The sequence below is a fragment of the Streptomyces sp. NPDC111507 genome, from assembly GCF_055638955.1.
On the sequence record NZ_JBVKBU010000004.1, the window covers coordinates 596610 to 621966 of the forward strand.

The 25357-nt window shown below is 70.5% G+C and carries 24 protein-coding genes; 16 read left to right on the top strand and 8 right to left on the bottom strand.

The window, feature by feature from the left end; all coding sequences use genetic code 11:
• Nucleotides 1–5: 5 nt before the first annotated feature.
• Nucleotides 6–1745 carry an HEXXH motif domain-containing protein gene (locus ACZ7M2_RS20405; RefSeq protein ID WP_471596422.1) on the bottom strand — a complete coding sequence of 580 codons (1740 nt, stop codon included), beginning with the start codon at nt 1743–1745 and terminating at the stop codon, nt 6–8.
• Between the two features lie 11 nt (nt 1746–1756).
• On the bottom strand, nt 1757–1927 hold the full coding sequence (locus tag ACZ7M2_RS20410; RefSeq protein ID WP_159055261.1) for a hypothetical protein: 171 nt from the start codon (nt 1925–1927) through the stop codon (nt 1757–1759).
• Nucleotides 1928–2122: 195 nt separating this feature from the next.
• Between ACZ7M2_RS20410 and ACZ7M2_RS20415 the strand changes: the two genes are divergently transcribed.
• The 4 genes from ACZ7M2_RS20415 to ACZ7M2_RS20430 all read left to right on the top strand — a co-directional run bounded on the left by ACZ7M2_RS20415 (nt 2123) and on the right by ACZ7M2_RS20430 (nt 5675).
• Complete coding sequence (locus ACZ7M2_RS20415) at nt 2123–2425, top strand: trypco2 family protein (RefSeq protein ID WP_095853951.1); 303 nt, start codon at nt 2123–2125, stop codon at nt 2423–2425.
• 3 nt (nt 2426–2428) lie between these two features.
• The gene (locus tag ACZ7M2_RS20420) at nt 2429–3541 is read left to right on the top strand and encodes an effector-associated domain 2-containing protein (RefSeq protein WP_471596423.1); all 1113 of its coding nucleotides are present in this window, start codon (nt 2429–2431) and stop codon (nt 3539–3541) included.
• 131 nt (nt 3542–3672) lie between these two features.
• Nucleotides 3673–3843 carry a hypothetical protein gene (locus tag ACZ7M2_RS20425; protein ID WP_470055358.1) on the top strand — a complete coding sequence of 57 codons (171 nt, stop codon included), beginning with the start codon at nt 3673–3675 and terminating at the stop codon, nt 3841–3843.
• A 17-nt stretch (nt 3844–3860) separates the two neighbouring features.
• A complete protein-coding gene (locus ACZ7M2_RS20430; protein ID WP_471596424.1) occupies nt 3861–5675 on the top strand; it encodes an HEXXH motif domain-containing protein in 1815 nt (604 codons plus the stop codon).
• A gap of 10 nt (nt 5676–5685) precedes the next feature.
• On the opposite strand, the gene fxsT is transcribed toward ACZ7M2_RS20430, so the two are convergent.
• The 6 genes from fxsT to ACZ7M2_RS20460 form a co-directional block, all read right to left on the bottom strand.
• Nucleotides 5686–9612, bottom strand: coding sequence for an FxSxx-COOH system tetratricopeptide repeat protein (fxsT, locus tag ACZ7M2_RS20435; protein WP_471596425.1), 3927 nt, complete (start codon nt 9610–9612; stop codon nt 5686–5688).
• 370 nt (nt 9613–9982) lie between these two features.
• Nucleotides 9983–11404: a VMAP-C domain-containing protein gene (locus ACZ7M2_RS20440; protein WP_352044052.1), complete on the bottom strand. Its 1422-nt coding sequence runs from the start codon at nt 11402–11404 to the stop codon at nt 9983–9985.
• A 431-nt stretch (nt 11405–11835) separates the two neighbouring features.
• Nucleotides 11836–12018, bottom strand: a complete 183-nt coding sequence (locus ACZ7M2_RS20445; protein WP_308313883.1) for a hypothetical protein — start codon at nt 12016–12018, stop codon at nt 11836–11838.
• A gap of 319 nt (nt 12019–12337) precedes the next feature.
• Nucleotides 12338–13699, bottom strand: coding sequence for a tetratricopeptide repeat protein (locus ACZ7M2_RS20450; RefSeq protein WP_471596426.1), 1362 nt, complete (start codon nt 13697–13699; stop codon nt 12338–12340).
• 180 nt (nt 13700–13879) lie between these two features.
• The gene (locus tag ACZ7M2_RS20455; RefSeq protein WP_471596427.1) at nt 13880–14554 is read right to left on the bottom strand and encodes a YdcF family protein; all 675 of its coding nucleotides are present in this window, start codon (nt 14552–14554) and stop codon (nt 13880–13882) included.
• On the bottom strand, nt 14551–15345 hold the full coding sequence (locus ACZ7M2_RS20460; RefSeq protein WP_471596428.1) for a GntR family transcriptional regulator: 795 nt from the start codon (nt 15343–15345) through the stop codon (nt 14551–14553). The genes ACZ7M2_RS20455 and ACZ7M2_RS20460 overlap by 4 nt, the downstream gene beginning before the upstream one ends.
• Nucleotides 15346–15918: 573 nt before the next feature.
• Between ACZ7M2_RS20460 and ACZ7M2_RS20465 the strand changes: the two genes are divergently transcribed.
• From ACZ7M2_RS20465 to ACZ7M2_RS20520, 12 genes are all read left to right on the top strand, one after another.
• A complete protein-coding gene (locus ACZ7M2_RS20465) occupies nt 15919–16083 on the top strand; it encodes a hypothetical protein (RefSeq protein WP_382160643.1) in 165 nt (54 codons plus the stop codon).
• A 127-nt stretch (nt 16084–16210) separates the two neighbouring features.
• Nucleotides 16211–16477: a DUF6284 family protein gene (locus ACZ7M2_RS20470; protein WP_358573910.1), complete on the top strand. Its 267-nt coding sequence runs from the start codon at nt 16211–16213 to the stop codon at nt 16475–16477.
• On the top strand, nt 16474–16917 hold the full coding sequence (locus ACZ7M2_RS20475; protein WP_471596429.1) for a Pycsar system effector family protein: 444 nt from the start codon (nt 16474–16476) through the stop codon (nt 16915–16917). The genes ACZ7M2_RS20470 and ACZ7M2_RS20475 overlap by 4 nt, the downstream gene beginning before the upstream one ends.
• Nucleotides 16914–17804 (top strand): DUF2637 domain-containing protein, encoded by an 891-nt coding sequence (locus tag ACZ7M2_RS20480; protein WP_471596430.1) that lies wholly within the window; start codon nt 16914–16916, stop codon nt 17802–17804. Before ACZ7M2_RS20475 ends, ACZ7M2_RS20480 begins: the two co-directional genes overlap by 4 nt.
• Nucleotides 17804–18220, top strand: a complete 417-nt coding sequence (locus ACZ7M2_RS20485) for an RRQRL motif-containing zinc-binding protein (protein WP_471596431.1) — start codon at nt 17804–17806, stop codon at nt 18218–18220. Before ACZ7M2_RS20480 ends, ACZ7M2_RS20485 begins: the two co-directional genes overlap by 1 nt.
• Nucleotides 18190–18546 carry a DUF6251 family protein gene (locus tag ACZ7M2_RS20490; protein ID WP_471596432.1) on the top strand — a complete coding sequence of 119 codons (357 nt, stop codon included), beginning with the start codon at nt 18190–18192 and terminating at the stop codon, nt 18544–18546. Before ACZ7M2_RS20485 ends, ACZ7M2_RS20490 begins: the two co-directional genes overlap by 31 nt.
• A 265-nt stretch (nt 18547–18811) precedes the next feature.
• On the top strand, nt 18812–20596 hold the full coding sequence (locus ACZ7M2_RS20495; protein ID WP_471596433.1) for a MarR family transcriptional regulator: 1785 nt from the start codon (nt 18812–18814) through the stop codon (nt 20594–20596).
• Nucleotides 20597–20619: 23 nt separating this feature from the next.
• Nucleotides 20620–21069, top strand: coding sequence for a hypothetical protein (locus tag ACZ7M2_RS20500; RefSeq protein ID WP_471596434.1), 450 nt, complete (start codon nt 20620–20622; stop codon nt 21067–21069).
• Between the two features lie 89 nt (nt 21070–21158).
• Complete coding sequence (locus tag ACZ7M2_RS20505; protein ID WP_471596435.1) at nt 21159–22043, top strand: bifunctional DNA primase/polymerase; 885 nt, start codon at nt 21159–21161, stop codon at nt 22041–22043.
• A 1-nt stretch (nt 22044) separates the two neighbouring features.
• Nucleotides 22045–23520, top strand: a complete 1476-nt coding sequence (locus ACZ7M2_RS20510) for an ATP-binding protein (protein ID WP_471596436.1) — start codon at nt 22045–22047, stop codon at nt 23518–23520.
• 436 nt (nt 23521–23956) lie between these two features.
• Entirely contained in the window at nt 23957–24157 is a 201-nt protein-coding gene (locus ACZ7M2_RS20515; RefSeq protein ID WP_319748683.1) for a helix-turn-helix domain-containing protein, read from the top strand.
• Nucleotides 24157–25296 (top strand): site-specific integrase, encoded by a 1140-nt coding sequence (locus ACZ7M2_RS20520; RefSeq protein WP_471596437.1) that lies wholly within the window; start codon nt 24157–24159, stop codon nt 25294–25296. The genes ACZ7M2_RS20515 and ACZ7M2_RS20520 overlap by 1 nt, the downstream gene beginning before the upstream one ends.
• Nucleotides 25297–25357: the final 61 nt, after the last annotated feature.

The following is a 25357-nucleotide window of genomic DNA, read 5'->3' on the forward strand; positions in this document are numbered from 1 at the left end:
GTCCCTCAGGCCCCGTTCGCGAGGGCGCGCCCCAGTGCCAGCGGATCGGCCTGTCCGTCCAGTTCGCCGTGCAGGGCCATCGCCAGTTCCGGGCGGCCCAGCAGTCCGTCTCCCGCCGGGTCCCCGGCGGCCCGCGCGGCGAGGCCGAGCCCCACCCAGGTCTCGGGGTCGCCCTCGCCGCGGCCGATGCGCGCACGGAACGCGCTCAGAGCCTCGGCGGTACGGCCTTCCACCAGGGCGATGTCCTCGGGGCGCGCGCCGGCGACCACCGCGCCGGGGTCGTCACGGAGCGCCGCGAAGCCCGCGGGGTCCGCCAGCAGCCATCGCAGCAGCACCGCCCGGGTGTCGATGCCCCGCGCCGGACTGCCCGGGACGGGCACGGGCTCGGGCTCGTCCGTCGCCCTGGGCAGCGGGTTTCCGTCGGCCCAGGCTGCCGCGTGGGCGTGGAGGGTCCCCGGCGCGGGCCGTAGATGGCAGGCGCGCCAGGTGGCACGGTGGTCGGCGACCGCCAGGTCGGCCGCGGCCCGGATCCGGGCGTCGACCGGTTCGTCGAGCCAGGGCTCGATGCGCCGCGTCAGCTCGGCCACCAGCCGCCGCCCCAGATCGTTGAGCCCGTCCGCCGAACCGACGGCGCGCAGCGCGTACGCGGTCTGGCTGCGCCACAGCGCGAACTCGAACTGTCCGAGGGCGTGGCCGCGCCGCCGCCAGAACGCGGTGACACCGAAGAAGGCGTACACGCCCTGGAGCAGCCCGCCCAGGGGACGGGGGTCGTCGCGCCAGGGGGCGTAGTGCAGCCGGGTGCCCTGGTCGTCGTACAGGGTGAACAGGTGCATGAAGGCGCTGAGCTTGTTGTGCTGGAACTCGTGCACCAGCGTCGAGGCGAACTGCTCGGCGTCGTCCGGGGCCGATGCCAGGGCGGTGCCGAAGGCGTCGCCCGAGGACGCGCTGTGCGGCCGGAACCTCTCGGCGCGCGGACGGGGCACCACCGACACCAGCCCGCCCGCCAGCGCCTCGGCCACCTCGGTGTCGGTGCGCCGCAGGATGTCCCAGGCGGGGCCGAACAGTTCCTGCCACTCGGCGGTGGAGTCGATCGGTTCCACCCCGGCCGGTCCGCGCAGGTCGCGGTAGGGGTCGGTGTCGTCCAGGAGCAGGGTGCAGCCGTCGGCGCGCAGCTCGGTCAGGGCATGCCAGTCCGGCCCTGCGAGGGGGCGTCCGGCGATCCGCACGGATCCCGCGGAGGCGCTGACCTCGGCCACGTCCCAGTCCGCCCGGCCGGGCACCCGCATCGCCCCGAGCGCGGGCAGGACCACCCAGCCGTGGCGGACCGGGACGTCGGTACGGAACTCCAGGCCGACGCGTACGGCCGCGGTGGCGGCGATCGCGTGGAGGTGCCCGGTGTCCGCCCAGAGGGGTGCGGCGTTCTGGGCCGTCCCGCGCAGCCGGCGCAGCGTGTGCGCCGCCCACACACCCACGGCCGGATACGCCAGCAGGTCTTCCACCGCCTCCTTGGACACGGCCCAGGCGCGCGACAGCAACTTCCAGCCGTCCGCCAAGGGGGGCAGGGGGCCGGCCGGTGCCGTCGCGGCCGAGTCCAGCAGGGCCCGGACGACGAGCAGCCGCCAGCTCCGCTCGCTCACCCGCAGACGGTCCACCGTCGCGGGGCCGCCCCCACCGCGCAGCAGTTCGTCGAACGACTGCGAGGGCAGGACGTGGGGCAGGGCATGGGACCGGGCCGTCTGGTGCACCTCTCGCGCCGCTACGCGTCGCGCTGCGGGTTGTAGCCGCCGAGGCTGCTCGCGGGGTCGTCGATACGGCTGAGCAGCCGGCGCATGGAGCCCTGCGCGGACGGCAGGTCCAACTGGGGCCACGCGTCGAGCGGAACGTCGCTGAGGTCGATCAGCTCGGACTCGACTCCGGACTTCTCCATGGCGGCGCCCCTGTGACAGTGAAGTGATGCGATCAATGCCTTACATATCACTGAATATGGCGTTTCCAGGGATTTCAGGCTACTTGGGTGACCCTATTGCATCAAAGTCGTCACGCAGGGCCACAGCGCGGAATCGGCCCGGATCGGGTGACGGAAGGGCGGTGGGAGCACGGGCGGTGCGGGTAGGGAGCGGGTGTGATTGAACTCGCTGAACTGATCGAGGAGTTGCGCAGGGAACTGACCGCGGCTCGGACGGCCGCGGAGGGGGAGGATCTGTACTTCGAGGTGGGTCCGGTGGAGCTGGAGGCGGCCGTGGTCGTGGAGCGGTCGGCGACGGCGGGCGGCAAGATCCGCTTCTGGGTGGTGGAGGCCGGCGCGGACGGCCGGGTGGCGGACAGCGTCACGCACCGGGTGAAGCTGACACTCGACCCGCGCACCCACAGCGGCGGCGGACGGGCCCCGTGGGTGGGCGGCGCCGAGACCGAACGAGAGCGCTGAGCCGTGGCGGCACAGGATCCGCGCCGCGGACTGGATCCGGTCCGGGTGGCGGAGGTGATGGTGCGGCCCCTCGCGGGGCGGGGCCCCGGGCGGCGCGGTTCCGGCTACCGGGTGGGTCCCTGGTGGGTGCTCACCGCCGCACACGTCGTCCGTGACGCGAGAACGGGAGCCACCGACGTACGGTTCGAGGCGGACCGCGCCGACGAGTGGACCGTGGCCGCCCAGGTGGTACTGGCCTCGGAGAAGGCCGACGTGGCGCTCCTGGAACTGGACGGATCCGCTCCGCACGGCGTCCACGCGGCCGTGACCGAACCTCCCTCGTACGGGGCCGTGCCCGACGCGGACCTCGTCCTGCCGTGCAGCGCGATGGGCTTCCCCCGGTTCAAGCTGCGCGAGGACCGGATGCGACGGCTCGACGACGGCTCGGCGTCCCAGTACCGCGACTCCTGCCACGCGACGGGCATGACCTCGGTGCTGTCCAACCGCCGCGAGGGCACGCTCGAACTCGCCGTCAGCCCGCCGGAGTCGGACGCCGAGCCGGACCGGTCGCCCTGGGAGGGCATGTCGGGCGCGGCCGTCTGGCACGACGACGCGATCGTCGGCCTGGTCAGCGCGCACCACCGCACGGACGGTCTCGGCCGCCTCGCCGCCGTCCGCGTGGACCGCTGGTACGAACTGTTGACCAGGTCCGAACTGGCCCTGCTGCACGAGTGCGCCGGCCTGCCCGCGTCGGCGCCCGAGCTGCCCCGCATCCCGTCCGCACCGACCGCCGCGGACCCGGTCACCCTGGCCGGCCTGCGCGACGACCTGCCGCTGCGCGAACTCGACGGCCTGGTGGGCGCGTTGACGGCACTGCCCACGGTGAGCGACCGCACCACCCTGGCCCTGGTCCTGAACAGCATCAACCCGGCCATCGCGGCCATGAGTCCGAGGACACCGGCGCTGAGACCGGACGTGTTCGGAATCCTGCGGACCTGCCTGCGCTACCCGGGGACCTTGGACCAACTCCTCGAAGCGATACGGTTGATGGAGGGCGACTCCGCCGGGGTGGCCCGCATGGACAAAGAGGCGGTGGAGTTGTCCCGGCGCCACCGTCGAGCCGGTGAGAGCCGCTGACCTGATATCGCGCCGCCCCGCGGGTGCGGGGTTTCATCCTGGGCACGGCGGGCCATTATCAGGGGGATGTGAGCAGCCCGCATCCACAAATGCAGCCGGGGGGAAGGGGTTTGGCCGTCATGGAGCCGTCTGTGGCCGCCGTCGAGTCCAGCCTGGTCGATCTCGCGGGGGTATCTCTTGAAACGCTGCGCTCCATTGACAGCCGGGTCCTCGCCTCGTCGCTGGAGGAACTGCAGCGAAGAATCGACCACCAGATGGCCAGCGTCAGCGGAATCGACGGCGGTGCCGAGCGTTTCGACTGACACCTCCGGGGTCGCTCGTGAGTGCTGAGCCGTCCCTGCCGCATCATCGCCTGCCGCCGGACAGCCTGGCCGAACTCGTCCGTGGTGAGGGTGGCCCGGCCACCCTCACCTCTTTGCTCGGGGCCGAACGCAGCCGTCGTCTGCTGTTGCTGAGGATGCTCGACGACGCCACGGATCTCGGCCCCGCGTGGGACCTCCTCAGCCAGGCGCAGCACCGCGCGCCCGCCCTTGTCGACGACCTGCTCATGTATCCGCAGACGGGCATGTGGCTGGCCACCGCGCTGCACCGGCTGCGGGGGACGGCGTCCGGGACGGAGCCGCCGCTATGGGTGGTGCTCGGCCACTTCTCGGCGCTCGCCGCGGCGGCAGCGCTACGCGCGGAGCTTGACTTCGACATCCAGGTGCCGGCGCGGCACGGCCGGGTGCCCTTACCGACCCTGGGCTGTGCGGTGCTCCCCACGAGCGAACCATGGACGACGGCCACCGTGCGGGCCGAGGCCGGGCGCGCCGTGGTGGAAGCGTCCGGGGCCGGGGTCGTGATACCGCTCCCGTTCGGTTCGGCGGGAGCGGGGTGGCATCCGGTGCGCCGACTGACGGTCGGCCCGGCAGGCCGGCGGCTCGAGATCGCGCTGGACGACGTGGATCCGTACCGGACGTATCCACAGCCGACCGAGCCGCGTCCCCTGTCCGAGGAGGCCGCCGCGCACTGGCGGCAACTGCTGGAGCGGGCCTGGGCGGTGTTGCTGGGAGAGCAGACACGCACGGCGGAGGCCATGCGGCGGAGCGTGTTCTCACTGACACCGACGGCGGCCAGGGAAAGGTTTCGGCCACGCAGTGTGACAGCTGGGGAGGCCTTCGGGGGCATCGAGGCATCGGAACCGGACGACGCCATCGAACTGGCCGTCACCCTCGTGCACGAGTTCCAGCACACCAAACTGGGCGGACTGCTTCATCTGACGCCGCTGCTGACGGACAGCTCCGACGACGGTACGGAGCTGTGGTACGCGCCTTGGCGGGATGACCCCCGGCCTCTTGGGGGGCTGCTGCAAGGTGTTTACGCGTTTGTGGGGATCACTCGCTTCTGGCGCGCGCACCGCACGGCCGCGGCCGCGCAGACCGCCATGGCGCAGTTCGAGTTCGCACTGTGGCGGACCCATGTGGCGACGGCGATGGAGCAGATCCACCGGCATCCGCGCTTCACCCCGCTCGGCACTGCCCTGCTGGACACACTGCGCGCCCACTGCGCGCAGTGGCTGGCGGAGCCGGTTCCCGAGGAGCAACGGGCCCTGGCCCGCTTGTGCACCGACGACCACGTCGCGCGCTGGCGGGCACACCACCTGCGGCCCGCCGCGCCCGCGGTCGACGCGGCCGTACGCGCCTGGCTGGACGGGGCGAGCGGCCCGCCCGGTGCCCTGGCGGCCGAGCCCGAGGTCGTGCCCGATCCCTCGGCGCGCTGGCTGGACAGCCTGGCGATGCTCGTCCGCTACCGCCTCGGCGACACGGACGACGGCCGGCCCTCGCCCGACTGGCCCGAGAAGGCCGCGGCCCGCGTCACCGGCGCGGTGACCGGCGACGCTCTCCTGGCCGCGGGCGACGCCACGGCGGCCCGGCACGCCTACCTGGCGGACCTGGCCGTGGAGCCCGACCGGGCCGGAGCCTGGGCCGGCCTCGGCCGTGCCCTCGCCGTGGCGGACACCGAACCGACGGCGGCCCACCTGCTGTGCCACCACCCCGAACGGGCGCGAGCGGTGCACCGCTCCCTGCGACAGGTCACGGACACCCCACCGGACCCGATCCGCCTCGCCACCTGGCTCGGCTCGCCCCCGGTCTGAGCGGGACGGATCACATCGGCATCGGGTCGATGTCGCAGTCGGTCCGCTTCCTGGCCCGTGCCTGCACGGTCGCCGGGTGGGGAGCGGACTCGGCGGACCTGAGGCGGGGCCCGTCCAGGACCCTCTCCATACGGGCCAGGGTGTCCGCGCGCAGCGCCTCGCCCGCCGCCTCCTCCCCGAGGGTGACGAGGTCCAGGGAGAGGTTCGCCGCACCCACCAACGTGGTCGGGTGGTCCTCACCCAGCCGCGCCCGGCACAACGCCAGGGTCTTCTCGCCGAGTTCGCGGGCTTCTTCCACCTGCCCCAGCGCACTCAGATCGCTCGCCAGGTTGATGGCACAGGCCAGCACGATCGGATGGTTCTCCCCGAGGCGCCCGGTCAGTGACTCCAGCGCCGCCTCGTCGAGTTGCCTGGCCTCCCGCGCCCGTCCCAGCAGCCGCAGCGTCACCGCCAGGTCGACATCGGCCGCCAGGACATGGGGGTGGTCGCCCTGGTAGATGGTGCGGAAGCGTTCGCCGGCCTTCTCGCCGCGATCCCTGGCGGCCTCCAGCTGACCGTTCTGCCGCAACGCCACCGACAGGGCGAGCGCGGCGGTCAGGGACTCCGGGTGCGTGTCGCCATAACGGCGGGTGAACTGGTCGAACGTGTCGCGTGCCAGTTCCAGCGCGGTGACGTGGTCGCCCTCCTTGCGGCAGGCCTCGCTCAGCTGCCGCACGGTCCGCAGAGTCGTGGGGTTACCGGCTCCGAAGGCTGCCCGGTAGCCGTCGACGACCGCCTGCTGCAATGACCGCGCGCCCACGTAGTCACCCGTCTCACGCACGTCGACGGCGACGCTCGCCTCGGTCACCAGTGCCTGCTGGTGATCACGGCCGAACAGCCGTGTCTTCATCGCGTGCGTGTGCCGGTCCAGTTCCAGCGCGCGCTGGAACTCGCCGACCAGCCGGAGGCTCACCCCGAGGTTGTGAGCGGTGACCAGCGTGGTGGGGTCGTCCTCGCCGAAGGCGCGCCGAGCACGCTCATAGGCCATCTCGTCCAGTTCGGCACCGGCACCGAAGTCCCCCTGGTGGCGGCGTACCGCGGCTTCGAGGTTCAGCGCCACCAGCGCGTCCTCGCGCGTGTCCTCCTGGTTCGCGGGCGCGGTGCGGTCGTAGACGTTCCTGAGCTGGGCCACGAGCCGGGAGGCGTCGTCGTAGCGCCCCACCATCAAATACAGGAAGCCCAGCCACCAACCCATCAGAAGCGTCTGCTGGTCCTCCTCCCCGAACAGCCGCTGCCACACCTCCCAGGCCTGCTCCGAGAACTCACGGGCGACCTTGTGATCCCCCCAGTACCAGAGGTACTTGGCGACGTTCATCACGAGCTCGCGGACCCACGGCTGGTCGGACTCGACGGCGCCCGACGCGATGACATGGCCGTAGAGCTCGGCGTAGCGCGGCCAGTTGGCCGACTGGTTGGGCCCCTTGGGGTCGGAGGCGGCCAGCAGGGTGTGGGCCCCATTGCGCATGCGGTTCTGTTCCTCGGGGGTCATGCGGTTGATCAGCACGGCCTGCACCAGGCGGTGCATCTCGATCGAGTTGGTCCGGTGGTCGATGCGGGCGAGGGAGTAGCGGTTGATCTCCCGGATGGCGCGGGCGAGCCGCATCGGGTCGTTGAGGGCCCGGTCGAGTTCGGGGTCGATGCTGGAACCGCCGAGGCCGGAGAAGATCGAACGGGAGATGGGGTCCGGCGCGAAGTACGAACAGAGCTGGAGCAGCCGCAGCGCGGCGAGGCTGCGCGTCTCCAAGTGGTCCAGGGAGACGTTCCACGCGGCCGCGACCGGAAGCTGGTAGTCCGGCGGCGGTGACACCTCAAGGAGTTCACTGCGCTTGTCCTCGAACAGGCGCAGGTACTCCGATACCGGCATCCCCGTCTCCGCACGCCAGGCCGCGGCCTGTTCCAGCGCGAGCGGGAGGTCCCCGAGGGCATCGGCGAGGCGGTCCGCCTCGGCGTCGTCGAGGTCCCCGGGGGAACCCGAACGCCGCAGCAGCTCCTTGCTCTCCTCCCGGGTGAAGACATCGACCTCCAGGGAGGGACCCACGACGCTCCAGCGCCGGTTGCGGGAGGTGACGAGGATGGTGCCACTGCCGCCCGTGGGGAAGTAGTCGCGGACGCGTTCGGGACTGTCGGCGTTGTCGAAGATCAGCAGCCAGCGCGAGTACGGCCGTCCCTCGCGCAGCGCCTCGCGCACCGCGGGTCCGGCGATGTTGGCCTCGGCGCTGGTGCCCAGGCCGAGCCGCTGCGCGAGCTCCACCAGCGCCTGGCCGATCTGCCCGGGGCGCTCGGCGGGGATCCACCAGACGACGTCGTACTCGGACTGGTGCCGGTAGGCGTACTCGATCGCCATCTGGGTCTTGCCGACACCACCCATGCCGTGGATGGCCTCGGGCAGCACGGTGGTCGTGCCTTCCCGCAGGCGCTCCCGCAGTCGTTCCAGAAGGTCCACGCGGCCGGTGAAGTTCGGATTGCGCGGGGGGATGTTCCCCCAGATGCGCGGCTGCGTCGAGCGCGCGCTCTCCACCGCGGGCTGCTGCGTGGTCGCCATGTTCGTGGCTCCTTCTGAAGTTGTCTCGGGCCCCCTCGGGGCGTGTGCGGCATCCCGGTGGGCCCGGGTGGTGGGGTCCTGGTGCCGCGTATGGGTACGTGTGTCCTTGCCCAGGTTGACCGTGTTCTGCAGGTCGTACGCGCGCAGTGCCCGCGCGAGACGCTCGGCCTGGGGCAGGAAGCGCCCGGACAGGGCGCGCAGCGCGGCCAGTTCGATGCGCAGGAACGCCACGTTCCGCGGAGTCACGGGTGGCACGTCGGTCGTCTCGAGGAGTTCGTCCGCGGCGGGCAGGACCGGGTCGGAGCCCTCCGGGACCGCCATCCGCACCCGTACGTCGTGCAGCACCCGGACGGTGTCCCGGCGGCGGGCCAGCGCCAATAACTCCTGGCGGATGTTCGGGCCGAAGGCGAAGACCACGTCGGCCGCGCGTTCGGCCTCCGCGCCCGCGGGCCGCACCAGACCGCTCATCAGCAGCTCGGTGAGATGGGCGGGTCCGGCACCCGGCACCGAAGCCGTCAGGGCGCTCATGACGGGCAGCGCCAGAGGAGCCGCCGCAAGCCGGGTGGCCAGGGCGAACGCGGTGGGCGAGGCGGCGGCCCGGAACTCCGAGACGCGCTCCCACGGGGGTACGGCGCTGGCGGGGTCGGGCACGTCGTCGACCCAGGGCACGGCCCGCGCGGCGTCCGGACGCCGCTTCCAGTCGCGGGCCCGCACGCCTGACATCTCCACGCCGTCCGAGGCCCGGCCCGTCACCAGGTCGACCCAGCCGGTGAGGGAGTGACCGGTCCGCTCCAGGACCGGGACGGGCACCACGCCGGCCCGTGCCGCGGTGTCGTCGTCCACCGGTTCCAGGGGTGAGGTGCGCAGCTCCCAGCCCAGGGAGTCGTTGGGCGCCCAGGGGTGCCCGGAGCGCAGGCGCATGCGGTAGACGTCCAAGCCGGTACGGAACCAGAGCCGTTGGGGTAGCAGGTGCATGACCGCGAGGGGCTCGGAGCGGCCCAGTTCGCGCAGCAGCGGCAGCACCGCGTCCGAACGCCAGCCCGCGGCCAGCCCGTCGGTCAGCACCAGCACCACCCGGTGTTCACCCACGGGCGGGGGCAGGTGCTCCAGCCGGATCCGGCCCGGCTCGGTGTCGTCCGAACTCAGCAGCCGTAAGCGGGTGATCGGGCCCAGTGCCTCCTGGCGGGCGAGTTCGTCGGCCAGTCGGGCGACCGTCTCGTCCCAGACCCGCATGGTCACGTAGTCGTCGACCACGAGCAGTACGTCCGGCGGTACGTCGGGGCGGTCCGCGGAAGAAGCCCGCCCGAGGCCACGCAGGGCGTGCGACACCACGTCGAGTGACGCGTCGTCGGACACCGATGCCGATGCGGATGCGGATACCGATGGTGGTCGTGGACCGTCGTCACACTGCATAAGCGCCCTCAGAGCGTCCGGTCATGCCCGACGACGAAGGGAGCACCGAGGAGGAGTCCCGCAGTCCGCGGGCATGCGTGACATCCACGTGCCAAGCCTGGCAGTGGTCTGCTTGCGGTGCAACATGGCAGGCCACAGGAGACGGTAGAAGGGTCCGAAACTCAATCGCCGGATGGTACTTGCCCCCTGGGGACAGCCGATGGCGCTGTCTCGTCAATAGCCTGACAGTCGGCGCTGACGTGTGCAAGACCGTGCGGCATCCGCCTCCGCGCGCCGGTCGGAGGCCCCTTCCGGGCCATGGGCGCATGATGACCTACACCGGTCCGGGCGGACTCGGCTTGCGCTCGGGGTCGTCGAGCAGAATGGCCAGATGGCGACCCACGTGCAGGTCCCACGCCCCGGGGCCGAGCGCCAGCGCGTCCTTGCGCCACTCCCCGACCCGTTCCGCCAGGCTGCCCAGCCCCCGGTCCTGGAGTATCTCGCCGATGGCGTCCTTGAACTTCGGGTCCCCGCAGTCGTTGCGGTGCCAGATCATCGCGGGCACCCCGGCCCGCAGCCCGGCGAGGACCTCGCGGCGGCCGGTGCCCGACTCGTCGCCCGGGGGCTGGCTGAGCACCAGACACACCGCGTGCCGGTCCTCCTTCAGCTCACGCTCCAGATGGAAGAAGTACGCCTCGTCGTCCGCCGGGCTGCTCCAGTGCGGGTGGCTGTCCGCCGGGCGCTCCCGCAGCTGCCGCCACTTGTGGTGCCAGGGCCGGTGCCAGGCGGCCCGCTGCAGGCGCTCGATGCTGCGCACCACCACCGGATAGTCCATGACCAGCGGGGTCGGGGCCTCGGAGCCGGACTCCTTCGACCACCACTCCACGGGCTCGTTGAGCAGCTCCCAGGGCAGGATGAACTCCAGGATCACCGGCTGCCGCAGGTCGGCCCACTTCTCCTCGGCCTCCTCTATCAGCCGCTCCACCGCGCCCGGAAGCTCCTCCCGGCCCAGGTGGACGGTCTCGCCGCGCACGGGATGCCAGCCCTCGGAGTCGGACTGGCGCCAGTGCGAGAGGTAGTACCGGTCCGGCTCGATGCGGTCCGGCTCGAACTGGATCATCAGATACGCGGGGACGAGGGACGGCGCGGGCTGCGGAAAGTCCGAGTGCTGCCAGTCCGCCAGCAGGCCCTCCATGCCCAGGGCGAGGGTCTGGGTGCGGTTGAAGCGGCGCAGTACCTCGGCGGCCTCCGCCTGGCCGTCCTCCATCAGCCGATCGGCCGACAGCGCCAGGAAGGCCATGCTGGGCGGGAGTTCACCGGCCGGGGAGTTCTCGCCCGCCAGCCGCAGGAAGACCTGCCACCCCGTCTGGCACCACCCTGGCAGCTCCTGGACCCGGGAGCGGCTCGCCCGGCGCGCCATGACGGCCAGATCCGTGGAGCCCATCGCCAGCAGGACGGGCCGCAGGTGCCCGAGATCGGCGTTGTTGAAGAAGTCGACGGCCTCCCACTCGTCCACGAGCGGCCACAGCTCGGCAACCGTCGCCGACTGCTGTTCCACGTACTCCAGCGACCGCACCAGGCAGGCCAGGCCGTCACCGACGGCGGTGCACTCCTTCACCACCTGTAACAGCCACGGCCGCAGCCGGTCCCCGCCGAAGGGTTCCACGGGCGCGGCGAGTTCACCGGCCAGCAGATCCCGCCAGACCTCGCGGCTGCTCCCCTGGCTCACCGTGGCCGACCCCTGCAACGCGTCCACGATGGAGACAATGAGCTCGTTGCGGACCCGATCCGGACTGCGCCCTCTCACCCCGTTACCTCCACACAGCTGGCGCGGCACCCTGATGGTGCCCAACAGGGTAAGGCCGTAAAGCGGGGCATGGCAGGGAAAACCACGGGCATCACCGCGGGATGCCCGTGTTGTTTGCGCTGTTGGAGCCCCCTGTCGGATTCGAACCGACGACCTTCGCTTTACAAGTTCCCCCCAACAGCCCAATGACCAGGGGTGATGCCGTCCGGCCTGGCCTGCGCAGTGCGCGGCGGGTTCTCCCGATACGGCGATGTGCACGGGTGTTGCCGTCAAAGACTGCCGTCACGTCATGGGGCCTCGGAGCTGCGGTTTGGCCTGGCGGAACGCCGACCTGCGCGTTCGCCACGCTCTCGCTCAAGCTCCCGTAGGCCCCCATGGGGTTAGGGACGGTAGTGGTCGGTCATTGTGGGTGAAGAGCTGTGCACTGAAGCAGCGTTGTAGGAGACCCTGTCGTTGTGCGCCTGCAGCCGCCGTGCTTGCTCGATCAGGCGACCGTCGACGTTCTCCGTGTTGCCGTTTCTTCGGCGCAGGAGCACGAAGAGCAGGACCAGTACCGCTGCCACCAACAGACCAAATAGCACGCCGAGCTCGACCACAGACGCCCCCCGAGTGAGTGTGTGACGCCCCACGATAACGAGCAGCCTGAGGGGTGCCTACTGAAGACGGCAGCGCGCTGGTGGCCTGCGCCCGCCTGCAACGGTGGGTCGAGCCATCACCGCATTAGGAGCGAGGTGAGGTGGTCACAAGCCTGACCTGCGGGTTCACTGCCTTGGGCAGATTCGGCGGCGTGTCCCCCTGCGTCCCCTGATTCCCTCTGAGTCCCCGCCCGTTCTGGCACGAGAGTGGCACGGGGACCTGCGCTGGTGACCTTCTCGATGCGAACTATTGGCTGCTCGTTCGCTCAGGTCTGCCGGGCTGGTGGCGTCGTTTCTCCTCCCGTTGGGCGGCCACGTCGGGGATGACGGCAATGGCCTCGGTGAGGCGGCCCTGCCGGATCAGCAGTTCGGCCAGGTCGGTCGCGGCCCGTTCGCCGGGCAATGGGCGTAGGAGGGCGATGGCCTCCTCGACGCGGCCGTCCTGGGCAAGCAGCCAGGCGATGGTCAGCTCGCGGTCCTCGACCCTGTCGGCCGGCAACGCCTGGATCTCCGCGATTGCCTCCCTGGCGCGTCCCGACTCTCCCATCAGCCACCACCGGTTGGACCGGAGCCAGAACTCATCGTTCTCCTCCAGGAATTCGGGGCTGCGCCCTTCCGTGAGTCCAACGGCTCTGTCGTGCAGGCCCCGGTCGGCGAGCACGATCAGGGTCGCCTGGAGAAGGTTCCCGTCGAAGAGGTCGTCGAACGTGTGCTCCACCGCCTCGATCGCGTCGTCTACCCGGCCCTGGCGGATGAGCAGTCCCATCAGTGTGCTCTCGTGCCAGCCCGGATGCTTGGCGGCGATGAGGCCGCGCAGGTACGCCTCCGCTTCCCCGGCTCGGCCCAGGTTCTCCAGGGCCGTCACGTACGGGCTTACGGCGGCGTACCTCTGGGTGTCGGCAAGGTCGCGAAGTTCCTCGACCCGACCGTGTCGGGCCAGCAGCTCGGCATAGAACATGACGTTGTTCTGCGGCCCGTACCGGCGTGCGGCCATGTCCGCGCCGAGCAGCCGGATTGCCTGGTCCGCCCGGCCGGACCGCTCCAAGACCCGGGCCTGTGCAGGGAGGGCACCCCACAGGTCGTCGCACTGCTTCGGGTCGTGCCGGAACTCCTCGGCGATCGGGGCCAGCAGCTCCAACACCCGCTCGTCGCATCCCTGGCCCTCGGTCATCTCCACCAGGGCCCCCAGCAGGCGCCCGCCGCGCAGGTGCGGGCCGAGTACGCCGATCGCGTCGTTCACCCGCCCGGCCCGGACCAGCGCCTCGGCGTAGTCCCGCCACGCGTCGACCGCGTTCTCCTGCGCCCTCTTGGGGTGCGCCAGCTCCAGCGCCTGGTCGACGCGGCCCCACCGCAACAGGACGTCGGCGCCCGCCCGCACCGCCGGCTGCCAACCGGTAGCCGCGAACGGCTCCACCACCGTCCAGGCCCGTCCGAACTCACCCACCGCACACAACCCCCGCACCGCACCCACAGCGCAGAACCAATCCTCACGCTCCCGTGCCGCCTCCACCAGGGCCTCCAGGCCGCCGCGTTCGAGGATCTCGTCCACGATCCGCGGCAGGACACCGCCGAGGTTGCTCAACTGCCACTGCAGATCATCCACATTCACGGGGGCACCCTAGGGTCAGCCGCCGACACACCCGCGACGCGGCTTGCCGGTTGGCCCGCCGAGCCTGTCAGTGGGCCACCCGCTCCCGCCCGGAGGAGCGAAGCGACGACGGGTGCTTGATGAGGCAGGGAAGGTTGGAACGGCACTAGAGCGGCGCTGGGACTGTGATCTGCGCTGGCATCACGCGCCAGGACGGGCGGCAACGTCAGCGGGCAGGAGCCGTCCGGTGAAGCCCTCGGCGCACAGCCGCTCGTAGGCAGCCACGATTGCGTCTGGGACTTCCTGTTCGATGGCCAGACCCCAGCCAGGGAACACGAGCACTCGTTGCAGGGCGCCCACGATCATGTCGATCACCATGTGAGCATCCCCGATGGAGTCGGCATACTCCTCCAAGCCCATCGGCGTGGACGCGCACACCACCTCTACCTCGGCCCAGAGCTTCCGCATCATGGCGTATGAGCGCCGCTCTTCATATGGCTTGCTCACGAGCAGGACTGTGGAGACCGTGATGCCGGCCTCTGCCAGCACCGCTTTCGTGAACTCGATATTCTCGCCGGTGTTCGTTGCTCGCGGCTCCAGGAGTACGGCGGAATCAGGTACCCCGAGTTGCAACGCTCGCTCTCGGTAGTGGACAGCCTCTCCACGCGGCATGCGCGCTCGTGTCGTGGGGCTGGTGGCCCCAGTGAACACGATGACCGGCGCCATGCCTTGGTGGAACAGCTCCGCTGTCACGTCAGCCACCCCCAGGTCGTGGCTGCCCAGACCGACGGCCACCGAGCAGGGCCGCGGGTCGTGGTGCATGCGGTGGTAGTCCCACAGAAGTCGGGCATCCGCCCATGCCTGTGCCGAGATCATTCCTGGCCCTTCCTGTCTTGTGCCGAGTCCGGAACTTTGAAGTCGTACTCCCACGCGAAGCGAGAAGCTGAGTGGATACCCACCGCGAACTCGACCACCGTGCCATCTGCGGTGTACGTGGTCCGGTGAAGCTCGACCACGGGTTCACCGACAGGGAGTTGCAAGAGCTGCACCTCGTCAGCGGTCGGGACTCGGGCGAACAAGGCCTCTCTCATGTGGTCGATCTCGTATCCGGCGTCGTAGAGGACCCGGTATCCGCCGCCACGGCCAGCAGGGCCCGGAGTGGGGTCGACGATGCGTGTTCCCTCGACGTGCTCTGGTCTGTAGTAGCTGGTCAGAGTATGGGTCGGCTGCGTTCCCTCCTTCACGAGGCGGGCACGCGCGTACACCTCAGAGCCGACTGAGACACCTAGCCCCTCCGCCACGAGGCTGTTCGCCTGCACGCGGCCCACGGTCTGCGTCTGCTCGTTGCGCTTATACGCCCGGCCTGAGGCAACGCGGTCAGCGATGAACGCGACCTCGTCCCCGTCACGCCACTTCGCCTTGTCGTAACGGGAGATGCCGAGCCGCTTGAGGGGAGTGCGCGGACGCACCACGGTGCCGTGACCGCGTGTAGAGGTCACTAGGCCTTCAGCCTCCAAAGCCTTGTAGGCCTGATGAACAGTGGCCTTAGAGCCTTCCCCCGCGTCGACCAACTCTCTGATCTGGGGCAACTGGGCGCCCGGTGCGTACTCACCGTTTCTGATCTGCTCCGCGAGCCTGTCCGCCAGGTCGCGCCACTTCGGTGCCACGCAGAACTCCTCTCGACGCGAACCAGTGAACCACAGTCCTAGGACTGTTGACAGTCCTAGGACTGCATGCCATTGTCATCTCGGGTCGCTCGCAGTCCTAGGACAGCGAGTCGGGAGGGCTCTTCTTTGGGCTGCTTCCAGGCCGTGCCGGTTCGGGACAGCTCGCCTCTACGTGGGGTGGGGCCCCCTGCTGGTCGTTCCTTCAGAACTCAACAGTGTGACGACTCGACGGGGTGAGATTCCCCGTCCCCGTGGCGACCCGGGTCAAGGTCGCCGGCGGCCACTTCCCCGCGCACCAGCTCTGGACAACGTCCCTCGGGATCATCCCTCCATTCCTGGAGGTCACCCCTTGGTGATGCCACCTGGTGCGCGCCGCCCTGCTGGCGTCAGAGCAGTGACGATGACGCGCCCGATCCACCGGCTCGGGACCGGTCCGCCGCAGCAACGGCGGACCGGTGAAGCCGATCTCTTCCGCCCCGCCATCCGGCCGCGAGGGCGCCGGATCGAATCCGGCCCGGGGTACTGCGGCCGTCCGGCCGCTGGCAAGTTCCGAAGCACGCAGAGGAGATGCACATGGGCGACAACAAGAGCGCTGCCGTCTTCAACTTCGGCGAGGGCGACATCACGTTCGGCGGGTCCGTGGTGATGGGCGACCAGGTCGGAGTGTCCGGCGGCGTCGTCTACGGCGACGTGGTCATGGGCTCCGCCGCCACGTCCGAGGACACCGACGGCGAGTAACAGGCCTTCCCCGGCTCAACGCCGCGCGCAATGCACGCGGCATTCCACCAATCAACGGCGCACCCCCCGGAGCGGCTACTCCGGGGGGTGCTGTCGGGCCGTACCACCTGTGAGAGGAACACGACCCATGCAGGACATCGTCACTGTTCAGGAAGCCGTTACCGCGTTCGCCGAGTGGCTGGAGCCCACGGACGCCGAGCTGGACGCCATCGACCGTGAGATGCCCGTCATCGAGGCGGACATCGACCTGTTGGACGCGCAGATCATCGCCCTGGACCGCACCCCCAACGAGCTGGACACCCGCCGCATCCGCCGGGCCCGCAGCGTGGCACTGGCCTTGCGGCTGGTACTCGCGAACCGGGTCTCGCCGCTGGTTCCGGGGGTGGGCGCGTGAGCACCCCCCAGACGCTCACCGCCGCGCACGCGGAGGTGAAGGCGGAGATCGCGCGGACCGACAGCAAAACCGGTCTGCTGCTGGCGTTCGTCGGCGCCGTCCTCGCCGGCGCGTGGACCGTCGCCAAGGACGTCCCCCTGACCGTCCCCGCCTACGTCACGGGGAGCCTCGGCATGGGCCTGCTGGTCGCTGCGGCGGGTCTGCTGCTGCGGTCGGTGCGCCCGAACCTGGGCGGTGGCCGTGGCTTCCCGCTGTGGGCGACGCTCACGGCCGAGGAGATCCGCACCATCCTCGCCGACGACCAGGCGGCGGACATCGCAGGACTATCCCGCATCGCCGTCGCCAAGTTCACCGGTCTGCGCCGCGCGGTCGACCTGACCTGTGCGGGCGGCGCGCTGCTCATCCTCGCGGCCCTGCTCACCCTCGGGGGTGCGGCATGAACCGCACGGGAAGGGTCCTTCTGGTGACGGCGCTGGTCGCCGTGGTCGCGATGGCGTTCCGCGTCTCGTGGAACGCGTTGCGGGACATCGCCAACGCCATCGGCGCGGACCACACGGCCGCGATGCTCTACCCGTTCGTGGTCGACGGCCTGATGGCCCTCGCTCTGGTCGCCACCCTGGTCCTGGTCGGTCGGGACCGGACATTCGCGCTGCGAGTGCTGGGCACCTACACACTGGCCTCGCTGGTCCTCAACTACGTGCACGGCCTGGTCCCCGCACTGCATGGGGCCACGGTCGACTGGGGACGGCTGGCCGACTGGGACCCCGCCAACTGGGCCCTGGTGCTGCTGGCAACGTCGCTTCCGGTCGGGTCGATCTACTTCGGCTCCGATCTCGTCGCGAAGGTGCTGCACCACCGCCCCACCCCGATCCCCACCCCGGTCACGAATGCGGAGGAATCGACTGAGACCGTGATGAATCGGTCTATGGCTGACCTCACGGAATCGACTCCCGCTCCCGTCGCCGTAACGGCGGTGCGAATGCCCGATCCGGTGACGGTGGACTTCCTGAAGTCGACTCTCCCGCTCAAGCCCGTACCGACCGCCGTCGCCCCGACTCCCGCCCCGGCGATCGAGCGGCGCGCGGTGGCCGCTGAGTCGCCCCGCCCGCGCCGGGCCACCGGTCGGGTTCCGCAGGTCGCCCGATCGAGCCGGCCGAAGCGCACGCCGGATCAACTGCTGGCCGAGGCCCGCACGGTGACGGCTGATTGGCCGGACGCGAAGCTGACCGCCGAAGGGATCCGCCTCGCGGTCCACACCTCGCCGGCGAACGCCCGGACGCTGCGCGAGACCCTGCGCTCTGAGCGGACCGGCAAGGCGGTCGCCTGATGTCGGCCGCGTGGGGCAAGTGCTTCGACCCGTCCGGCGCCCGCTACGGGGTGCCCACCTACCCGTGGCGACTGGCCCCGGACGGGCTGGCCACGCGCCGGCAGTTACGGGAGCAGGGCCTGCGTCCCGGGGGCCAGCCGATCGCGGCGCAGACCATGCGCGTCAACCGGCGCGCGGGCGGGGTGCGGGTCGCCTACCTCTACCGCCTCGACCTGGCTCTGCCGGTACGGCCTATGACCTCCCGGAAGTGGGGCGCGCTCGCGCTGGCGATGCTCGCCCGCCGCACCTGCCCCAAGTGCCAGATCACCTACAGCTACTGCATGCCTCGCTCCCTCGGCATGTGCGTGCTGTGCGCCTACCCCGACAACGCCCCGGAGGGTGCGTCATGGAACAGCTCCCCGCACACCGTCCGTTGACGGTCGTTCAGCTCCCCGACGGCAGCCACGTCTACGCCGACCCCGCCGCCCTGCCCGCCCATCAGCCCTCCGGGCCGCAGGTGGTGCACATCCACCAGGCGCCGCCGGACCGCACGGTGCAGCGCGTCGCGCTCGGCTCCGGTGTCGGTGCCGGGGCGGTCGCGGCCGGCGTCTACTTCGGCCCGCTGCTCGTCGGCGTCCTGACCGCCATCGCCGCGAACCTCGCGATGCTGGCGTTCATCTCGCTCGTGCTCGGCTGGGCCGTGGTCACCGTGGTCCGCTCCGTCACCACCGGCACCAAGAGCACCGGCCGGAAGGGCCGCTGAAACACCCCAAGGCCGTAGGCGGCCCGTGGGGCGTCCGAGGGGCCTTCCGGGTGGGGTTTGACCCCCGGAAGGCCGTTCGGCCGCCAGAGACCCCGTAGCGACGCAGGGTGACGGAAGTTTCCGTCCTCGCGCGCGCACGCGTAGGGGCCGCCTCGGAAACCAGGAAACCGGAAACACGCTCACTCGCCGTAACCAACAGGTGTGGTGACGGGCCGTCGCAGGGCCCGTCACCACCAACCCACTGATCCCGGAAACGAGGACACCCGTGAGTCACGGACAAGTCTGGCGCACCCACCGCCAGTACGCCGCCACCGCCGCCCGCTGGACCGTTGATCACTGGCGCAAGGAAGCCGAGCGCCGCCGCGCCCTGCGTGCCGAACGCAAGCCGCTCGTGCGCGATGCCCGCCGCGCGCTCGCCACCGCACGCGCCATCGACCCCGAAGGCGTCACCCCCATCCGCCACCGTGCGGAGCGCGAGTTGCGCACCGCCAAGCGGCGGCTGCCCGACCCGCTGTGGCTGTTCGCCACCAAGACCACCGCCGCGCTCGCCGTCGCCGGGTACGTGTGGCTGCCCCGGGTCCCCATGCGCGTGTGGGTGTGGTCGGCCGTCGCCCTCGTCGCCGCCGTCACCGCGCTGAGCGTGTGGATCGCCGTGCGCGAGCGCGACACCACCGGATTGAAGCCCACCGCCGAAGAGTCGGCGCTGCTGAAGCGGTTGCAGCCGCAGCACTGGAAGGAGCACGCCGAACAGCGCGGCCTGGCAGGCACGCTGACCGGCCGGCCCAAGCTGACCGAGGCGGGCATCGTGTGCGCTGTCCGCCTCGACGGGACATGGACAGCCACCAAGCTCCGCAGCGCCGAGGACCACGTGCGGGCGCTCCTCGGGGCCCGCACCACCCTGCGGATACAGATCAAGGCAGGCAAACAGGGAGGCTGGGCCGAACTCATCCTGCGCACCCGTTCCGCCGCTGACGGCGACGACCTGAAGTGGACGCCCGAACGGCGCTCGCTCGGGGTCGACACCGTCACCGGCGACCCGGTGACCGTGCCGCTCGGGGAGCGGCTCCTCATCGCCGGACGATCCGGCGCCGGCAAGTCCGTCGCCTCCCGCCCGCTGCTATTCGACGCGTCCGAGGGCGCCACGAACGCGCTCGTCATCATCGACCTCAAGCGCGTGGAAGGGCGTCTGTGGGACCACCGCGCCCGCGTCGCCTCCACCCCGCGCGACGTCATCGACCTGGTCGATGAGCTGGAAACCGAGATGCTGGACCGTCTCAGCATCCTGCCCAAGGGACAGGACACCTGGACCCCCACCCCCGACCGTCCCCGCATCACAGTCGTCGTGGACGAGGGAGCCGAGGTCATGACGGCCGCTGACAAGGTCCCCTACGAGACCGAGACCAGCGACGGCAAGACCCGCACCGTGAACCGGTCCGCGCTGCCGGGGCTGGAGTCCATCGCGCGGATGGGACGCGCGGCCTGCATCGACCTGTGGTGGATGACCCAGAAGCCCACCATCAATGACGGCATCCCCAAGCAGATCGCCCCGCAGATCGGCGTCTCCATCTGCCTCGCCGTACGCACGCCGGCCGAAGCCCGCGTGGTCCTCGGGGAGGACGCACAGGCCAAGGGCTGGAACGCCGACGAACTCCCCGTGCCGGGTGTGGCGCTGATCCGTAACGGCAAGCGCAAGCCCGACCCAGTCAAGGTCCGCTACATGGACAAGGCCGTCGTCATCGCCCTGCCCGACCGCACCCCCTGGTCCCGGTCCGTCGCTCCCACGGTGGAAGCCGCGGGCGCCCCTGCGCTCACCCTCGTCAAGACCACGGCCCCGGATGCACCCGCCACGGACAGCGCCGTCGCCCGCGTCCTCAAGGCCATCGAGACCGCCGACGAACCGGTCCGCCAGAAAGACCTGGCCACGATCACCGGACTGTCCAAGGGCGCCGTGTCCAAAGCCGTCAAGACCCTCACCACCGGCGGCACCATCGCCCGCGCCCTGGACGGACGACTGACCGCCGCACGCGGCGACGAATCCGCCGCCGCCTGACGTCCGACCCCTGAAGGAGCAACGTGTTCGAGATCCGCGTCATCTGCGACCTCGACGACACCGAACGTGTCGTCGCCGCACTCGACAGCACCTTCACGACCAGCACCGTGACCGTCTACCCCAGTCGGAGCGGCGAGAGGAACCGCCTCTACCTCCGCGCCGACCACAAGCAGACCCCCGAGCAGGACGCCACGGACTGGCCCAACGCCACCCAGGCATACGCCACCGCGCCCGAGCTGGGCGGGGAGCTGGTGTGGATCAGTAATGCCGAGGACCGGGGACGTGAGTGGCTGCTGCGCCGCGCAGCCCTCATGGACCGCATGGCCAGTGGCCTCATCCCCGGCTACACAGCCAGCACCAGCAACGCCCTCGACCTGGCCTCGCGGCTGATGGCTCTGGACGGCGCCGTCGTGGGCTGCAACCCGCGCGCCTACGTCCGCCAGCAGTACGCCCAGTGGGCGAACAGCCACTAGCTACGCCAAGGGCGGCCCCCACGTCTCGCCAAAGAACCGGGGCCGCCCTTGCCAACCAGCCCACTACAGACCTGTTGGAGGTCTCCAGCATGACTCAACCGACCGACATCCGGCGAGGGCGCGGCGTACAGCCGCGCGCGCTGGACCTGCACCTGCGGACGGCCCTCAGCCTGGCAGCCGCCGGTGTGCCGCCGTTGCCGCTGCGCCAGGGGAAGCTGCCGTTCGGGAACTGCCGTGCCTGCGCGAACAACGCGTGCGGCGGTCGGCCGAACATGAAAACCCCCGGCCCCTGCACCTGCCCGGCACCCTGCCACGGCTGGGCCGCCGCCACCACCGACCTCGACGTCATCAACTCGCCGACGTGGGGACGAGCCTGGCGCGAAGCGGCAGCCGTGGCCTACCACCCCGGCGGCGCCGGCCTGACCGTGGTCGACCTCGACAACGCGGCCGCCATCGCATGGGCCCGCGACACCCTGCCCGCCACCTGCATCGTGCCGACGACGCGAGGGCAACACTGGCTCTACCGGGGCGTCATGCCCTCCCACAACGCCGTACGGCACGGCGTGGACATCAAGTCGTCCATGCAGTACGCGCGGTGGCTCGGGCCCGGCACGGGCACCCTCACGGCACTCCCGGACGTCGTCCGCGCGCTGATCGTGAAGGAGCCCACCGCAGTCCGAACGACGGCCGTCACTGTGCCCGCGCCAGCCGGGGGCGGGGAGTGCCCGCACCGCACGCCGACCTACTTGGACCGTGGCATCGCCATGGCGGAACAGCGCATCACCGAGGCCCGTGAGGCGGTGCACGCCACCGTCTACCGGACGTTCCTCGCGGTGCTGTCCACGCACGGCCGGTGCGGCTGCCTCACCGAGGCGCACACCGCGCGGCTGTTCACCGCCGCGCAGGCCAAGGGCGAGTCGCCCCGGCACTGCACGGACGCGTGGACCAACGCCCTGACCACGTTGGGACTGTGACATGTCCGAGGACGAGAAGAACCCCGCCCGCGAAGTCATCGCGGACTACGCGCAGGCCCACTTCCGGTACTTCCGCACTGCCGACGGGACCGTGTACGCGCAGCGGAACGGCCACCCCGTGGCCCGGCCGATGCGCTCCCAGGGCACCACCGGCAGCCACCGCCAAGAACTCATCGTCGGCATGTACAGGGACGGAGTCGGCGTGTTCAACGGGACCGCGCTCAAGGAGGCACTGGACCTGATCGAAGCGCTCGCGCTGTACGAGGACACGCACGCCGTACACATCCGCGTGGCCCCCGGGTTCGACGGGGCGACGTGGCTGGACCTGGGCCGCGATGACGGGCAGTCCGTCCGCATCCATCCTTCGGGCTGGGAGATTCTCACCCCTGACCCGCGTGAGGTGTGCTGGCGGCGCACCCAGCTCACCGGGGAACTGCCCCTGCCCGTCAAGGACACCGACGGCAAGGGCATCGACCTGCTGATGCGGCTGTGCAACTTCGCCAACGCCGAGACTGAGTGCCTGGCCATCGCGTGGCTCATCGGCTGTTTGGGCCCGTCCGTGCCCGTCCCTGCGCCGTTCCTTACCGGGCCTCAGGGCGCGGGCAAGTCCACCGGGGGCCGGATGCTCACCAGGATCATTGAGGGGATGAGCGGTGACCTGCGCCGGGCGCCGAAGGATGAGGAAAGCCTGATCGCGGCGGTGGCGGCGGGGTGGGTCACCGCGCTGGACAACCTCTCCCACGTGACGCCGGATCTGTCGGACGCGATGTGCTGCATCGTGACCGGAGCTGAGAGCGTCAAGCGGGCTCTGTTCACCGACGGAGACGTGTTCCGCGTCGGCTACCGCCGCCCCCTGCTCCTGACCGGTATCGACGTCGGTGTCATTCGGCCCGACCTCGCGGACCGGCTCCTGCCACTGCGGTTGGAGCGGCCCAGCGTCCGTCGCACCGAGGCGGAACTGTGGGCGGAGTACGCGGAGGTCCTGCCGCTCGTTCTCGGCTCGCTCCTGGACCTCACGGTCAAGGTCCGGGCCATGGAGGCGGAGACCCCCACCGACCTGCGGATGGCGGACTTCGCGCACCTGTGCGCGCAGTTCGACGCGGCAACCGGCCTCGGGGCGCTCACCGCCTACCGGGCGAGTCTGGACGACCTGAACGACGACGTGATCGAGGGTGACCTCCTCGCGCAGACCGTCCTCAGGCACGCCGAGACCATCGAGCCGGGCGCGGCGCAGCGGATGACGTCCACGGAGTGGCTGTCCTGCCTCAGCAGCCTCTACAGCGGCGACGACTGCCGCCCCCTTCCCAAAGGGTGGCCCACCACCGGCAAAGTCCTCTCCGACCGGCTCAAGCGCCTCCAACCGACGCTGGCCGCCCGGCGCGTCCTTGTCGACTCGGGCCGCACCAGCGCGGGCCGCTACCTCGAAATGACCCGCACGCTCCCCCCGACCCCGCACGAGCAAGCACGGGCGTTCTAACCCGCGATCCGCACGCACAAGCGAACAGCAAGAGAAGCACGTGCTCCTCTTGCTGTTCGGCGGAACGCCGCCCCAAGGTCGCGCCGCGCAGCGGCCCCTTCTCTGCTCTGTGAGGGCACCGAACTACAACAGGCAGACCCTTCTTTGTACTAAGAAGGAAGACGCTGCGTCATGTGCGTCATGCGGGCCGGAAAGCGGCACCTGACCTGCGCCAACAGGCATGACGCAGACGGCTTGCTCTGCGTCATCCTGCGTCATCTGCGTCATCCGATGACGCACGCCGTGACGCGGCGATGACGCACACCCTAACTGCTGCGTCAAGCAACCCGCAGGTCAGAGCCCCGAATGACGCTACCGACGCAATGACGCAGAAATCCACGCCTCGGACACGTGCGCGCATCTGCTGCCTCCGCAAGGCCCCCAGAGGAGTCCCCGCATGACCACCGCCATGCCCCCGAGCCACGAAGCGCTCAAGGTCCCCGAGGTCATGTCCGCCCTGCGCCTCAGCCGCAGCAAGGTCTACGACCTCATCCGATCCCGTCAGTTGGCGAGCTTCACCGTCGGACGCGCACGGCGGATATCCCCCGACAGCCTGCGCGCCTTCATTCAGGAACAGATCGAGGAGAACGCGGCCTGATGACATCCCGCAAGAGGAACCCGAACGGCGCTGGCAGCATCTGGCAGCGCAAGGACGGGCGCTTTGAGGCGCGCGTCTACGTCCCGCAGCCTGACGGCACCCGCAAGCGCAAAACGGTCTACGGCTCCACCTGGGATGAGTGCGACGAGAAGCGTCAGGAACTCGTTCGGCGCGACCGCCAGGGAATCCCGACGCCTTCCCGGTCGGCAAAGCTCTCCGAGTGGCTGCCGTACTGGCTGGAGGAGTGCATTAGGCCGCAGCGGAAGCGGACCACGTACGTGAAGTACGAGATGCACGTCCGGCTCTACCTGGTACCGCTGTTGGGCAGCCGCCGACTGGAGTCGCTCACCACGGCGAATGTGCGACAGATGATCTCCAAGGTCACAGAGCAAGCGTCGGCAGCAACCGCGAAGGAGGCGCACCGCGTGCTGCGAACGGCCCTGACGGCTGCATGCCGCGACGAGCTGATAAGCCGCAACGTCGTGCAGTTGGTGCCCGCCCCGCGAGTCGAGCCGCGCGAACTGCGCCCCTGGTCGCTGGACGAGACCCTGACGTTCCTGGAAGCGGCGCGGACCGACCCGCTCTATCCGGCGTTCGTTCTGGCCGTCGCACTCGGCTTGCGGCGGGGGGAGATCCTCGGGCTCCAATGGCGGGACGTCGATCTTGACCGACGCACCCTCACCGTCCGGACCACGCTGAACCGTGGCGGCAAGGAGCTGTACCTCGACACGACGAAGAATCGGCGAGCGAGGGTGATCCCCATCCCGCTGATGTGCGTGGCGCCGCTCCGGTGGCAGCGTCTACGGCAAACCGCCCGCCGGGACGCGATCGGCGCGGACTGGCACGACAGCGATCACGTCTTCACGACACGCAGCGGTAGGCCGATCGAGCCGCGGAATCTGTACCGGTCGTTCCTGCGGATCGCGGCGTCCGCTGGTCTGCCGCAGGTGCGCTTGCACGACACCCGCCACGGGTGCGCGTCGCTGCTCTTCGCAGCCGGCGTGGCGCCTCGCACCGTCATGGAGATCTTGGGGCACTCGCAGATCGCGGTGACGATGAACGTCTACACCCACGTGAGCGACGACAACCGTCGGGAAGCCATGGGTCACATGGACCGCCTGCTCAAACGGCGCCGTTAAGCGGGATTGCCGTCAGGAACTGCCGTCAACGCTCCCACGATTTTTGATCGTGGGAGCGTTG

Bases quoted from the DNA above. Each gene is read 5' to 3' on its own strand.
- ACZ7M2_RS20410 (WP_159055261.1), bottom strand. From the start codon at position 1,927: ATGGAGAAGTCCGGAGTCGAGTCCGAGCTGATCGACCTCAGCGACGTT.
- ACZ7M2_RS20455 (WP_471596427.1), bottom strand. From the start codon at position 14,554: ATGATCTCGGCACAGGCATGGGCGGATGCCCGACTTCTGTGGGACTAC.
- ACZ7M2_RS20465 (WP_382160643.1), top strand. From the start codon at position 15,919: ATGGGCGACAACAAGAGCGCTGCCGTCTTCAACTTCGGCGAGGGCGAC.
- ACZ7M2_RS20470 (WP_358573910.1), top strand. From the start codon at position 16,211: ATGCAGGACATCGTCACTGTTCAGGAAGCCGTTACCGCGTTCGCCGAG.
- ACZ7M2_RS20480 (WP_471596430.1), top strand. From the start codon at position 16,914: ATGAACCGCACGGGAAGGGTCCTTCTGGTGACGGCGCTGGTCGCCGTG.
- ACZ7M2_RS20485 (WP_471596431.1), top strand. From the start codon at position 17,804: ATGTCGGCCGCGTGGGGCAAGTGCTTCGACCCGTCCGGCGCCCGCTAC.
- ACZ7M2_RS20490 (WP_471596432.1), top strand. From the start codon at position 18,190: ATGGAACAGCTCCCCGCACACCGTCCGTTGACGGTCGTTCAGCTCCCC.
- ACZ7M2_RS20505 (WP_471596435.1), top strand. From the start codon at position 21,159: ATGACTCAACCGACCGACATCCGGCGAGGGCGCGGCGTACAGCCGCGC.
- ACZ7M2_RS20510 (WP_471596436.1), top strand. From the start codon at position 22,045: ATGTCCGAGGACGAGAAGAACCCCGCCCGCGAAGTCATCGCGGACTAC.
- ACZ7M2_RS20515 (WP_319748683.1), top strand. From the start codon at position 23,957: ATGACCACCGCCATGCCCCCGAGCCACGAAGCGCTCAAGGTCCCCGAG.
- ACZ7M2_RS20520 (WP_471596437.1), top strand. From the start codon at position 24,157: ATGACATCCCGCAAGAGGAACCCGAACGGCGCTGGCAGCATCTGGCAG.